The following is a 13128-nucleotide window of genomic DNA, read 5'->3' on the forward strand; positions in this document are numbered from 1 at the left end:
AGAATTGCCTGTGCGCTCACAGGGTTCGTGATAGGTTAATGACGTCTTAACCTTAACATCGCCGGACCCTGGAGGGCTGCCCCATGAAGTATCTCGCTGCAACTGCCGCCATCTGTATCCTGCCAATCTGTCAGGCTGCTTCCGCGCAGAGTTATGGGTGCTCTGAGCTGACCGGTGGAGGCCATGTGCAGACTTGCGGTGGTTCTACCTCTGCGACGAAGATCATACGGGTCGATCGGCAGGCCTATGGCCACCCGCCAGCGCCTGCGAACCATCATTCTTCCGGTGATCATGGGACAAGTTCTGCCGTCCGCCACCATCCGGGCGGATACGCGCACCATTCCAATACCTATTACGGGCATGCGCATGACCGGGTCAGGCATACTGACCGGGCCGCAACCAGCTATGGCTTCGAGTGGTGGACATCCGATCGGTATTACGGCCGCGGCTATCGGCCTAACACCAGCTATCAGACCCATTATCCCGTCCATCATGGGCGCAATATCGGTGTCTATAGCGGTACGCGCTCCTATGTGACGACGCCGGTGAGCCCATGCGGCTACACCGCGCCGCGGGTCACGACGAGCTATACCGGCTGTGGTGGCACCGTGTATTCTTCAGTCCCGCGCGTGACGACCTATACCGCGCCGACGAGATATACCGCGACATCGACCTACGCGGCGCCGGTCACCTATTCCAGCCGGGCCACATATGACAGCCAAGATGCGCGGAGCGACGGCTATGCCTATGAAGAGGCGTATGACCACGACTACACGCCAGTCGTGGCCCGTTCGGCTGGCTATTGCACGCATGATATCACACCGCTCGGCGAGGATCGCCGGGGCCGCAAGCGCTATGAAGTCTGCTACAGCGACCTCTCACCCGTGAATGACCCCCAAGCCATCGAAATCCTTTATTCGCGTATTGCGCGAGCGGCCGACGCAGCCTGCGACGCCAATCGCGGCTCGCTTGCCTTTCAGCGTGAAAAGCGCCGCTGCGAGGCACATGCCATTGAGCGGGCGGTCTATGATACGGGCATCGACGCGCTTCAGCGCCATCACCTTATCAGCACGGGGCATGGCGCGCCGCGCGTGACGGTCGGGCCGCTGCAACGCTACTAGGCAAGACAGGTCGATAGGCGGGCCGCGCATGGCGCAGGCTTGCCGTCGATTTGTAAACCAAATCCGTGTTAGGGAGAGACCGGGCAACCGGACACCCTGTCATGAGCAGCAAGCGCATTCTTCTCATCATTGGCGGCGGCATCGCAGCGTACAAGTCGCTGGAGCTGATCCGCACGCTGGCGAAGCGCGGCATCTCCAGCCGCTGTATCCTGACCGGTGGCGGCGCGAAATTCGTGACCCCGCTCTCTGTGTCAGCCCTGTCCGGAGACAAATGCTACAGTGACCTCTTCAGCCTCGATGATGAGGCAGAGATGGGCCATATCGAGCTGTCGCGCTCAGCTGACCTGCTGGTTGTCTGCCCCGCAACGGCGGACCTGCTGGCCAAGGCAGCAAGCGGGCACGCCAACGACCTTGCCTCGACCACGCTGCTCGCCACCGACAAGCCGGTCCTGATGGTGCCTGCCATGAATGTGCGCATGTGGGAGCATGCCGCGACGAAGCGCAATGTCGAGACGCTTCGCGGTGACGGTGTTGATGTCATGGAGCCAGATACCGGGGCGATGGCCTGCGGTGAATTTGGTCCGGGGCGCCTGCCAGAAGTTGATGCGATTGCCGACGAGATCGAAAGCGCGCTTGCGCGCCAGTCAGGCCCGAAACCGCTTGAGGGCCGGCATGTCCTGCTGACAGCAGGTCCCACGCGCGAGCCGCTGGACCCCGTACGTTATCTTTCCAACCATTCCTCGGGCAGACAGGGCTATGCGATTGCGGGGGCGCTGGCCGAGCTTGGCGCGCGGGTCACGCTGGTGTCGGGGCCGGTTGCTCTGGCAGCGCCGCGCGGCGTTGATCTTGTCCGCGTCGAGACAGCCATAGAGATGATGAAGGCCTGCGAGGCCGCGCTGCCTGCAGACGTGTTCGTATCGGTGGCGGCCGTGGCCGACTGGCGCCCGACCAGCCCGGCAGACCGCAAGCTGAAGCTCAAGGATGAGGGCAAGGGGCCGCCCGCGCTCGCCCTGTCTGAGAACCCGGATATTCTCTCGACTATTTCGCGCCTTGAGGGAGGCCGACCGCAACTCGTCGTTGGCTTCGCAGCCGAGACAGATGCGGTGGAGGACAATGCCCGGCGCAAGCGCACGCGAAAGGGCTGTGACTGGATCGTCGCGAATGATGTCTCTGGTGATGTGATGGGCGGGGCGGAGAATGAGATCGCGCTTGTTACCGATGCGGGTGTCGAGAACTGGCCGCGTATGGACAAGGCGGCGGTGGCGCGTCGGCTGGCCGAAAAGATCGCCGAAGAACTGACCGGCAAGGGAAAGCCCCGCATCGCCGCAGAATGAATTGTTGCGTCTGCGAAATAATCTGAGGTTGTGCTCTTCCGCCCGTATTTACGCTAAGGAAAACAAATCTCAGCCAACTGTGCACGTGCGGAACGAATTGCATTGACTCTTGTTAGCTACGCAGCGTGATAAGAAATTATTGTTAATTGCGCCATTAAGCTCAGACGTACAGCAGACCGGACAGGACCATGAAGCTCATTATCGGCTATTTCGCTTTGATCGTCGTCCTTCTTGCAGGACTGTCCATCTTCGCGAACGCGCATGCGGCAAGCGAAGTCGAAGCCCAGGATGTGCCGCCTGCAGCCGAGCTTCAGCAGACCAATGGAGCGGCGGAGCCTGCCGCAGCGTTTGGTGAAGATGTGACGGCGTACATCATCTAGGCCTTTTCACGTTGACTCTTGCGGGCGACTCCGTCGCTTTGCCTTTCATGCAAGAGATTAAAGTCGCCATCCGCACGCTCCCCCATTTTGAGGGGCTGCCATATCCCAAATACGAAACCGAAGGTGCTGCGGGCATGGACGTGCGCGCGGCCTATGACGAGAGCGATGCCTTCGAACTCAAGCCTGGCGAGCGGACCATGGTGCCGACCGGCATCAGCGTGGCGATCCCTGAGGGTTATGAGATCCAGATGCGGCCACGCTCAGGGCTCGCGGCAAAGCATGGCCTGACCTGTCTCAACAGCCCCGGCACGATCGACAGCGACTATCGCGGTGAGCTGAAAGTCATACTGATCAATCATGGCAGCGAGACTTTCACGATCGCGCGGGGCGAGCGGATCGGCCAGATGGTACTGGCCCCGGTGATGCGTCTTGTCTGGGAAGAGGTGGAAAGCCTGCCTGAGACAATGCGCGGCGAAGGCGGCTTCGGGTCGACCGGGCGCTAGACGCCTGCTCGATAATCGAAGCGGACCAACCGAATTTCCTTGAATTACGCTCTGGCAATCCTTATTATCGAATTACGATAAGAAAGGATCGCCTCATGGAAATCACCAGCCCCTTCACAATGATCGTCATCATTGTGCTCGTTTGCGTAGGTGCCGGCGTCATCAATAATTATATCAAGATGAAATCGGACCGTGAGGACGGCGCCGCCAATCAGGATGAACTGGAATCGATGCGCCGCGACATTGCGCTTTTGACCGAGCGGGTACGCGTGCTTGAGACCATCGCGACCGACAAGGATGAGCGCCTGCGCGATGAGATCCGCCGCCTGGCCTAAGCGCCAGTTCTAGATCAGGACGCCGTCTTCCTTGGCAAATTTTGCCAGAAGGTAGGCGTCCGTCTCCTCGACTGTTTCCAGCTTGCCGAAGGCGAACGCATTGCGGTCGATGACCATGTCGCGCGGCCGCAGCGTGCGCGATATTTCCAGCCCCTCAAGCGTCCGCGCTCTTGAGAAGGCTACATAGGCCTGCCCATGTGCGAACATGCCTCTGTCGAAATCGATGAACACCTTGTCCAGCGTAAGGCCCTGCGCCTTGTGAATGGTCACGGCGTAGGCGAGGCGCAGCGGCACCTGTTTGAACGTGCCGACGACCTCGCGAGACACTTTCTTCGTCTCAGCATCGAGCGTGTATTTGTACTTTTCCCAGGCGGCGGGCTCGATCTCATGGATGTGGCCGTCCAGCTCCACCCAGACATTGTCGCCCTTGAAGCCCTCGACCGTAGCGAGTGACCCGTTCACCCAACGGCCTTCAGGGTCATTCTTGATGAGCATGACCCGCGCGCCCTTCTTGAGTTCCAGATCGGCTTCTGTCGGGAAGGATTTCTCGTCGAACTGGCCTTGCACATTGGCCTCGAACTCATGCGATTTGCCCGGTAGGTCAGCGAGGCGGGCCTGATTGATGCGGAAGGCGTTCGCATTGTTTGGCGTGAGGACGACATGGGTTTCGCTGGCTTCGACCGCTGTTCGGCCGGAAACAGCGCCTTGTAGCAGGCGCTCATCCGTTGGCGCGAGGCGCCCCTGTCGCATCGCGCCGAGCAGCGCGAGGAAGCGCGGGTCTTCTTGCCGGAAAACGTGTTTCAGCGCCAGCAGGGCAAACTCTGCCTGTTTGAAGCCGGGAGCATTGAAGAAGTAGTGCCCGCCATAGCGCTCATTCAGGATCTCGGCCTCTTCACCGCGCGCTACAGGCGGCAGCTGATGCAGGTCACCCGACAGGATCATCCGGACGCCGCCAAAGGGACGCTTATTGCCGCGATTAAGCTGAAGGCTCTTGTCGATTGCGTCCAGCATGTCGGCGCGGACCATCGAGATCTCGTCGATGATCATCGTCTCAATCGCCTTGATGAGGCGCGCGCCGCGAAGGCGCTTGATGTCGGCGTCCTCGATCAGGCGTGGCGGGAATTTAAAGAAGGAATGGATGGTCTGACCGCCAGCATTCATCGCCGCCACACCGGTTGGGGCGAGCACGACCGTATTCTCACCAGCCTCCGCCAGGAAGCGGCGTAGCATGGTGGTCTTGCCGGTACCTGCCCGGCCCGTCAGGAAGAGATTGCCCTGCGCACCCGCGCCCCGCGCGACCCATTCGGCGGGAGCGGCATAGACCGTATCGGGCAGGGTACTTGTGTCAGACGTTTGCATTTCACATAGCCTTAGACGCATCCGTCCTGCTAAGCGAGGGCATGGCACTCACTCCGCAGCAGCTCGATCGTCACAAGCGCCATATCCTGCTCAAGGAGATTGGCGGACCCGGTGTGCAGAAGCTTCTGAATGCGAAAGTCTCCATCATCGGGGCAGGTGCGCTTGGGGGGCCTTGCGCCATGTATCTCGCTGCAGCTGGCGTGAGTGAGATCGAACTTTGGGATGCCGACACGGTCGACCGGTCGAACCTTCAGCGGCAGGTCCAGTTCACTGAAATCGATATTGGAGAGGCAAAAGTGCGTTGCCTCGCGGCGCGGCTTAAAGCAGCCAACAGTGACTGCCATGTCAGCGTGCAACCGCGGCGCTGGCATACCGCCCAGAAGCTCTCCGGCGACATTCTGATCGATGCGACCGACAATTTCGAAACGCGGTTCGAGCTGAACCGCGTCGCACATGCGAGTGGGCGCATTCTCGTTTCCGGCGCGGCAACGCGCTGGTCGGGGCAGGTGTCGGTCTTCGCGTCGGGCGGCGCTTCAGGCACGCCCTGTTACCAATGTTTCGTGCCTGAAGCGCCGCCTGAGGCAGAAGCGTGCGAAGATGTCGGTGTCGTTGGTCCGGTGACAGGTATCGTCGCCTCGCACATGGCGCTTGAGACGGTGAAACTGATCACCGGGGCAGGCCAGCCGCTCATCGGCAAGATTAGCGTGCTGGACGGTTTGGGCGGGGTCACGCGCCAGATTGGTTTGCCGCGCGACCCAGCCTGTCCGGTATGCGGAGAGAAATCCGACGTCTAGCTGGACAGGTCGGTATAGATCAGCGCGGTAAAGCGCTCTGCGTTAATGAAGCCCCAGTCCCATTCCGCTGCCCAGGGCGCGAGCGGATTGGCGGCCTGAACGGCCTCAAGCGACGCGCCGCCCGACATTTCCTCTTCCACTGCAGCCAAAGCGGCAATCATCATGTCGCGGAGTTTCTTGATGTCGTCGCGCGTCGACTCCGGGCCGTGGCCGGGAATGATGCGCGTCTCGTCATCGGTCAGGTCGTAAAGCGTCGAGAGCGCCTTGATGTAGCCTGCGAAGGTGCCGCCGCTCCACACGTCCACGAAAGGAAAGCGGCCGGAGAACATGACATCGCCGGTATGCAGCACATTCGCTTCCTCGAAATAGACGGCTGAATCGCCATCCGTATGGGCATCTGGAAGGTGGATTATGTGGATGGTCTGGTCGTTCAAATGAACGCGCATTTCTTCAGAGTAGGTCAGCAATGGCCATGCTGCTTCATCGGCGGGCGGGGTGACCCGCGCTTCGCCGCCGAGCTCGCTCGTGTTTTCGCTGCTCAGTCGCGTGCGCACTTCATCATGCGCGAGAATGGTCGCGCCGGTATCCGCCATCGGGACGTTTCCGCCCGTATGGTCGCCATGCCAGTGCGTGTTGAGCAGGAAGCGGACATCGGTTTCGCCAGCAATTTCCTCGATTGCCGAGAGAAGACCTGGCGCCATGTCGGCATACTGGCTGTCGATGACGAAGGTGCCGTCTTCGCCTGTAAGGACACCGACATTCCCGCCGCGGCCAGTGAGCATATAAATGCCTTCGCCGAGATCTGTCGTTCCGACCGGGGTCGGTGATGCCGATTGTGCAGTATGAGCGTGGCCGCCATGGGCAATTGCCGGTGCCGCGCAAGCAAGGCTCAAGGCCGCCATCGCGGCGGCGCGTTTCGTCAGTTTCTTGAATGTCATTGGGTGCCTCCCTCAGCTTACGGGAGACAAGATGAACCTGGCAGGGCTTTCGTCAATGGGGCTGCGAAGGCCAGTTGATCAGGCCGCAGATGCCTTTGCCGCTTCCGGGCACAGGATCTTGCGAATTGCCGATTCATTCTCCGCCTTCCTCAGCGCTTCGCGGATATGTGGCTGGCGCAGTGTGCGGCTCACCTGAGCAAGGGCGCGCAGGTGATCGGCCCCCGACCCAACGGGGGCAATCAGCATGAACACAAGATCGCATGGACGCTCATCAACGGCATCGAAGTCGACGCCCGATTCAAGGCGCAGGAAACCGCCAATGGGGTGTGACAGGCGGTCAATACGCGCATGCGGAATGGCGACGCCTTCGCCAACACCGGTCGACCCAAGACGCTCACGCTCCATCACGGCATCGAAGATGTCGCGTGCGTCGAGCTTCGTCTTGGCCGCAAGCGCCTGGCTGAGCAGCGTCAGCGCCTGCTTGCGGCTATCAGCCGATGATGGTTCGAGTATCACGCCTTCGGCAAGAAGGCTTGTCAAATCAGTCGCCATAACGCGTCCGGATGTTCTGTCAGGATTTAGTGTCTGCGGTCGGGTCGACCCAACCGATATTACCGTCTGCACGCCTGTAAACCATGTTGAGACCAGAGTGTTTGGCATTCCGGAACATGAGTGCGGGGGCATCTGCAAGTTCAAGCTGAAGCACAGCTGCCGAAACGGTCATGGTGCGAATTTGCGAGGCAGCTTCTGCAACAATTACAGGCGCATTGCCGTCTTCGCCGGTTTCCGCCGGATCTTCATCATCGCCTTCAGGCGTGCCTTTCAGCACGAAAGATGATGCTGGCTCACTTGGGAAAGGGGACTGGCCGTTCTTATGATGATCCTTGAGGCGGCGCTTGTAACGACGCACACGTTTCTCGATCTTGTTCAGCGCTTCATCAAGCGCGACATAAGGGTCTTCGGCCTTGCCGGTCGATTGCAGGATGATGCCGGATGGCAAGTGAATGTTGCAATCAATTTCGGTCTCGTGACCGTTCGGACTGACGGTGACGTGACCATCAAAATCCCTGTCGAAATATTTGGTGACGGCTGCTTCCAGGCCCGTTTCGATACGAGTCTTGAGCGACTCGCCGAGGTCCATCTTCCGTCCTGCTATTTGTATCTGCACGGAACTCTCCGGTTATGGGTGCCTAGTATAACGCCCAAAATCTGGGATTGCGAGGCGTCGCCTCCATAATTTCGTGACAGGTTGAGTCAATGCGCTGCGCGCAGGGTCTCTGACCTTATGCGCTGGCGCGAATTTGCCGGCGTCGCTGTACACTGGAGGGAATATTGAGGCTTTCGCGATATTTCGCGACCGTGCGCCGGGCGATCTCGATCCCGAACTCGGTGAGAATTTCCACAATCTTGTCATCAGAGAGGACCTTCTGGCCCTCTTCATCAATGAGCTGTTTGATCCGGTAGCGGACGGCCTCGGCAGAGTGGGCATCGCCGCCTGCCGTGCCAGGAATGGCTGCAGAGAAGAAGTATTTCAGCTCAAACAGGCCGCGCGGCGTACCCATATATTTGTTAGAGGTTACACGGCTCACGGTGGACTCGTGCATGTCGATCGCGTCGGCCACCTGTTTGAGATTCAGCGGGCGCAGATGCGCGACGCCATGCGCGAAGAAGGCATCCTGCTGACGCACGATTTCGCTGGCCACCTTCAAGATGGTGCGTGCGCGCTGGTCGAGCGACTTGATCAGCCAGGAAGCGTTCTGAGCGCATTCGGAAATAAATTCCTTCTCGCGCTCGCGCATCGGAAGGGCACTGACCTCGGCATAATAGGCCTTGTCCATCAGGACACGTGGCAGCGTGTCGGAGTTCAGCTCAACGGCGAACATGCCGTTTGGCATTTCACGCACGAAAACATCAGGGGCGACCGCGATTGTCGTGCCGCTGGCAAAGGCCGAACCGGGTCGCGGGGTGAGCGCGCGCAGTTCAGCGATCATGTCGAACACGTCTTCCTTGTCGACGCCGCAGATCTCGCAAAGTGCCTTGATATCGTGCTTGGCGACGAGGTCGAGGTTCATGACGAGGGCATGCATGGCTGGGTCGAGCCGGTCACGGTCGCGTAGCTGAAGCGCAAGGCATTCGCTGACATCGCGGGCCATCACACCTACCGGTTCGAATCCCTGGCAGACTTCCAGGACGGCCTCGACGTTTGCCGGATCGGCGCCGAGCGCGCTGGCGACCTCTTCAAGATCGGTTTTGCAATAGCCAGCCTCGTCTGTCTCATCGACGAGACGGGCTGCGATTAGCTGGTCAGCCTGTGACAGGCCTGACATGGAAATTTGCTTGTGAAGATGCTCGTGCAGCGTGGTTTCCGAACTGAGCGAGCCTTCGAAGTCATAGTCGTCGCCGGAGAAGCTGCCGCCAGAACCAGCCTGCGACCAGTCAGTGCGGGCTGAAGGGCCGGACATCTCATTAGCCGTCGTCGCGCTGTCGGACGTCGTGCCGCCGTCGTAAAGGTCTTCCTTGGGCGCATCCATCGCTTCGCGCGCCTCGTTCAGCGCGGAATTGTCATCAAGGTTCAGTTCTTCGCGCTTGGAGGTGCGTTCGGGTGTGTTCCGGTCGCTATCCTCTCCGTCACTGTCTTCGCCTTGTTCAAGCAGGGGATTACGCTCGATTTCCGCTTCAACGAACTCAGCAAGTTCGATGTTTGACAACTGCAGCAGCTTGATCGCTTGCTGCAATTGCGGGGTCATCACCAGGGACTGGCCCTGGCGCATGTCGAGACGTTGTGAAATGGCCATTGGCGTTACGCAGCAAACCGCTCGCCGAGATAGACCCTGCGCACATCCTCGTTAGACAGGACATCCTGCGGTGTGCCTTCGAACAGCACGCCACCATCATAGATGATCGATGCCCGGTCCACGATCTGAAGCGTCTCTCGCACCTGGTGGTCAGTGATCAGAACGCCTAGTCCGCGTTGCTTGAGATAACCGACCAGATCGGAAATATCCGACACGGCGAGGGGGTCGATACCGGTAAACGGTTCGTCCAGAAGCATGAAACTCGGTCTGGAGGCGAGTGCACGGGCGATCTCCACGCGGCGCCGTTCACCCCCTGAAAGGGAGGTGGCGGGTTGTTCGCGAAGATGCGTGATGTGCAGCTCTTCCAGAAGGGCTTCGACTTCCCGCTTGCGAGCGGCCTTGTCCTTTTCAACGAGCTCAACGACCGAGAGAATATTTTCTTCGACGCTCATCCCGCGAAAGATTGAGGCTTCCTGTGGCAGGTAACCGACACCCAGGCGTGCGCGCTGATACATGGGGAGAGTGGTAACATCCGCCCCGTCGATCTCGATCGTCCCGGCATCAGCGCCGATCAGACCCATGATCATGTAGAAACACGTCGTCTTACCCGCGCCGTTCGGCCCGAGTAGACCCACAATCTCACCGCGTTGCAGGGAGAGGGATACGTTTCTGACGACGGTGCGTTTGCCAAAAGACTTGGCGAGCCCGTGCGCTACGAGACCTGTAGCTTCTGTCGTCATAAAACCCATTCCCTTGCCCGGCGCGGAAGATTGCCGCCCGGATAAATGCTTATGCCATCAGGCTTAATATCCGCTTAGACCGGTCCGTTCAATTTGATGTTTCTTCATCGGTGAGGTCCGCGTCGGCGCTGTCCTCAACATCGTTCGTGAGCGCATCATCCTCGGTGGCGACGGCGTCTTCTGTAGCATTTTCGCCAGAGGCTGCGCCCTGTCTCTCGTTTGGAGAGATGTTAAACTGGACCTGCCCATCGCCGCCGTCGAGGGTGGTTCTGCCTTCCTCAAGGCGCATCACGAGACGTCTGCCGGTGGCGACATCCTCACCGCGAACCAGAACCACTTCACCGGTCAGCGTAATCGTATCGGCTTGCGCGTCGTAGGTCCCGACGTCGCCAGTCGCCTTGAGGTCGGGCGTGACGTAGAAAACCTCACCCTCGGCAACCATGGATTCGATATCACCGAAGCCGCTCATTCCAGCCGTCTGGGTCTCGCCCGCACCACCATAATAGATGGTGACCTTGTCGGCGCGCAGACGGGCATTGCCTTGCATGATGTCGACATTGTCGATCAGCACCACCTGGCGCTGGCGTTCCATGACTTCACTGGTATCGGCGTTTACCCGAATTGGCCCGCCTTCTCCGGAAATCTGTGCAAAGGCTGCCGGTGCAGCGACTGCAGCAATGGCCAGGATGGTCGTCAGACGTCTCATCATCTCAGTACTTACTCCTCATCGACGGCCGGTGGCGCCGTATTTGCGGCCGATGCGTTGCCTTGTGCATCGCGTCCGCCGGGAAAGATCATCATGTTTACGTTGCCACGGCACCGCAGCCGATCGCCATCGTCAACAATTTCATACGTGTCACAGGTCACGTCGCCAAGCGGACCCGATCCAACAAGTGGGTCGATTCCGTCGACGCGTCCCTCGCTAATAAACATTTTCGCTGAAGTAGAACGAAAATCATAGCCCTGAGCATCGATCAGCCGGACATCCTCAAAAAGTGCCAGCGTCTGTGCGGCCTGGTCATAGAGACCGGAGGGCGCATCGATCTCGGTGCCGTCCTCAGTCACAAGCCGGGGATTGCGAAGTGCAATCTGCTCAGGGTTGTCGCGCTGGCGCTGGGCAGTATCGGCCGTAATCACGATCGTGCTGCCCGTTTCGTCGCGGCCAGTGAATCTTGCATTCACCATTGTCACGACTTCTTCCGATGTCAGCTGCTCGATCTTGCCCGGACCACTGGTAAAGGCGTTCGCCGCGAGGTGGCCGACCATGATGCCAGCAGCGATGGCGGCGCCCGCCGTGAAAGCAAGTCTCAGCATGGCAACCAGCGAAGACCGTTTGCGCGCCTGCGCAAGCGTCATCTGCCGCCGCGGCTCCCACAAGCTTAGCGCGCTATTCGAGTCTACAGCCAATGGCCTTGCTTTCCGTTGCAAATTGCCGTGTTCACGGCGCCCCTTCCCCTCAGCCTATCAGCGCAAATTGCGGCAATAGTCTGTCCCTAACTGTGCGCGAAGATGTCTGTATCGTCCCAACCTTCAAGGTCAAGTTGCGCCCGGACCGGAAGGAAATCGAAGCATGCCTGCGCAAGGGTCATTCGGCCCTCCCTTTTAAGCATGTCTTCCAGACCGGCCTTGATGGCGTGCAGATGGAGCACGTCGTTCGCGCAGTATTGCAGCTGCGCGTCTGTGAGTTCCGGTGCGCCCCAGTCGGAAGATTGCTGGGCTTTCGACATATCGACGCCTGCAATCTCGCGCGCTACATCTTTCAGGCCGTGCCGGTCGGTATAGGTGCGGCAGAGCTTGGACGCGATCTTCGTGCACCAGACCGGCGCGCAATCGATGCCAAGCCAATGCTTCATCATGGCTACATCGAACCGCGCGAAGTGAAACAGCTTCAAGCTGGACGTGTCCGCCATCATCGCTTTCAGGTTCGGGCAATCGAAGCTGCGGTCCAGCTGGACTACGTGCGCCGTGCCGTCGCCGCTGGACAGCTGGACGACGCAAAGCGCATCGCGAAACGGGTTCAGACCCATCGCTTCGGTATCGACGGCAATTTCCCGGCCAAGATCAAGATCGCCGGGCAAATCGCCCTTATGCAAGGTGATTTTGTTCATGTACTGACGCCTTAGAGATTCTGCTGGCGGACGCAAACGGTAAGTCGCAGAAAAGCCTTATGGAGCGCGGCTCGCGGAGCGGATGTCGCGATTGCGATTGGCCATCTGGACGCTCACCACATAGGCCTTGTCAGACTGCATGCTCGCCAGGATCAGACCAGCCTGGTCGCTGTCCATCAGGCGCAAGAAGCCAGCAGCGAAATTCGGGTCCATCTGGTTGAAGATGGGCGCAGCCTGATCAGGCTTCATCGCGCTGTACATTCGGGTGAGATGTTCGAGGTCAGCTTCCGCGTTCACCGTCATCTCGTCCCAGCGCGCCTCGACGGCCTGCTGCAGGGCGGTGAGTTCTTCGGCCTTGCGGCGAAGGTCAGCTTCGCGGGCTCGGAGGTCGATCTCGCGCTGCTGGAAGTCGGCAGAGCGGGCCTGAAGCACGCTCTGGTCGCTCGCGAGCGCCGCGGCAGCCTCGCCTGTCAAGCAGAATTCGGACGGTAGAGCCGCCATTGGCTCCGTCGATATGGTCGATGGGGTGGGGACAGCGCGGGACGATTCTGGGGCTTGCGCTGCTGGCTGGGACGGTGACGCGGCGGCTTCTACAGCCGCTTCTGCCGGAGACGTGTTTTCTGCGGAGGCCAGCGTGTCGGGGAGAATACGCACAACACCGCCAACGGTGAAAAGGACACCGAGCGTGATGAGGACATGTGTGCGCGCTTTTCCGGCCATT

General features: G+C 59.8%; 16 protein-coding genes. 6 read left to right on the forward strand and 10 right to left on the reverse strand.

Features of this window, described 5'->3' with window-relative positions; genetic code table 11:
* Positions 1–83: 83 nt before the first annotated feature.
* From O4G74_RS04955 to O4G74_RS04975, 5 genes are all read left to right on the forward strand, one after another.
* Positions 84–1121, forward strand: a complete 1038-nt coding sequence (locus O4G74_RS04955; protein ID WP_269401543.1) for a UrcA family protein — start codon at positions 84–86, stop codon at positions 1119–1121.
* Between the two features lie 101 nt (positions 1122–1222).
* Complete coding sequence (gene coaBC / locus O4G74_RS04960) at positions 1223–2455, forward strand: bifunctional phosphopantothenoylcysteine decarboxylase/phosphopantothenate--cysteine ligase CoaBC (protein WP_269401544.1); 1233 nt, start codon at positions 1223–1225, stop codon at positions 2453–2455.
* Between the two features lie 188 nt (positions 2456–2643).
* Positions 2644–2835, forward strand: a complete 192-nt coding sequence (locus O4G74_RS04965) for a hypothetical protein (RefSeq protein ID WP_269401545.1) — start codon at positions 2644–2646, stop codon at positions 2833–2835.
* A gap of 47 nt (positions 2836–2882) precedes the next feature.
* On the forward strand, positions 2883–3338 hold the full coding sequence (gene dut / locus O4G74_RS04970) for a dUTP diphosphatase (RefSeq protein WP_269401546.1): 456 nt from the start codon (positions 2883–2885) through the stop codon (positions 3336–3338).
* Between the two features lie 95 nt (positions 3339–3433).
* Positions 3434–3673, forward strand: a complete 240-nt coding sequence (locus O4G74_RS04975; RefSeq protein WP_269401547.1) for a hypothetical protein — start codon at positions 3434–3436, stop codon at positions 3671–3673.
* 9 nt (positions 3674–3682) lie between these two features.
* Here O4G74_RS04975 and O4G74_RS04980 read toward each other — a convergent pair whose 3' ends face one another.
* Positions 3683–5032: an ATP-dependent DNA helicase gene (locus tag O4G74_RS04980; RefSeq protein ID WP_269401548.1), complete on the reverse strand. Its 1350-nt coding sequence runs from the start codon at positions 5030–5032 to the stop codon at positions 3683–3685.
* 41 nt (positions 5033–5073) lie between these two features.
* Here O4G74_RS04980 and O4G74_RS04985 point away from each other — a divergent pair, with 41 nt between their 5' ends.
* Entirely contained in the window at positions 5074–5826 is a 753-nt protein-coding gene (locus O4G74_RS04985) for a HesA/MoeB/ThiF family protein (RefSeq protein ID WP_269401549.1), read from the forward strand.
* On the opposite strand, the gene O4G74_RS04990 is transcribed toward O4G74_RS04985, so the two are convergent.
* From O4G74_RS04990 to O4G74_RS05030, 9 genes are all read right to left on the reverse strand, one after another.
* On the reverse strand, positions 5823–6764 hold the full coding sequence (locus tag O4G74_RS04990; RefSeq protein ID WP_269401550.1) for an MBL fold metallo-hydrolase: 942 nt from the start codon (positions 6762–6764) through the stop codon (positions 5823–5825). The genes O4G74_RS04985 and O4G74_RS04990 overlap by 4 nt on opposite strands.
* A 78-nt stretch (positions 6765–6842) precedes the next feature.
* Positions 6843–7304: a PTS sugar transporter subunit IIA gene (locus O4G74_RS04995; RefSeq protein WP_269401551.1), complete on the reverse strand. Its 462-nt coding sequence runs from the start codon at positions 7302–7304 to the stop codon at positions 6843–6845.
* 31 nt (positions 7305–7335) lie between these two features.
* Positions 7336–7932 (reverse strand): ribosome hibernation-promoting factor, HPF/YfiA family, encoded by a 597-nt coding sequence (gene hpf, locus O4G74_RS05000; protein WP_269401552.1) that lies wholly within the window; start codon positions 7930–7932, stop codon positions 7336–7338.
* A 115-nt stretch (positions 7933–8047) separates the two neighbouring features.
* Positions 8048–9559, reverse strand: a complete 1512-nt coding sequence (gene rpoN / locus O4G74_RS05005) for an RNA polymerase factor sigma-54 (RefSeq protein WP_269401553.1) — start codon at positions 9557–9559, stop codon at positions 8048–8050.
* Between the two features lie 5 nt (positions 9560–9564).
* Positions 9565–10299 carry an LPS export ABC transporter ATP-binding protein gene (gene lptB, locus O4G74_RS05010; protein ID WP_119379905.1) on the reverse strand — a complete coding sequence of 245 codons (735 nt, stop codon included), beginning with the start codon at positions 10297–10299 and terminating at the stop codon, positions 9565–9567.
* 88 nt (positions 10300–10387) lie between these two features.
* Positions 10388–11008, reverse strand: a complete 621-nt coding sequence (locus O4G74_RS05015) for an LptA/OstA family protein (protein ID WP_269401554.1) — start codon at positions 11006–11008, stop codon at positions 10388–10390.
* An 8-nt stretch (positions 11009–11016) separates the two neighbouring features.
* Complete coding sequence (lptC, locus tag O4G74_RS05020) at positions 11017–11613, reverse strand: LPS export ABC transporter periplasmic protein LptC (RefSeq protein ID WP_269401555.1); 597 nt, start codon at positions 11611–11613, stop codon at positions 11017–11019.
* A 179-nt stretch (positions 11614–11792) separates the two neighbouring features.
* Positions 11793–12407 (reverse strand): ribonuclease D, encoded by a 615-nt coding sequence (locus tag O4G74_RS05025; RefSeq protein WP_269401556.1) that lies wholly within the window; start codon positions 12405–12407, stop codon positions 11793–11795.
* Positions 12408–12464: 57 nt separating this feature from the next.
* The gene (locus O4G74_RS05030; protein ID WP_269401557.1) at positions 12465–13127 is read right to left on the reverse strand and encodes a MotE family protein; all 663 of its coding nucleotides are present in this window, start codon (positions 13125–13127) and stop codon (positions 12465–12467) included.
* Between the last annotated feature and the right edge of the window lies 1 nt (position 13128).

Source organism: Henriciella marina (assembly GCF_027213945.1).
Taxonomy (GTDB): Bacteria; Pseudomonadota; Alphaproteobacteria; order Caulobacterales; family Hyphomonadaceae; genus Henriciella; species Henriciella marina_A.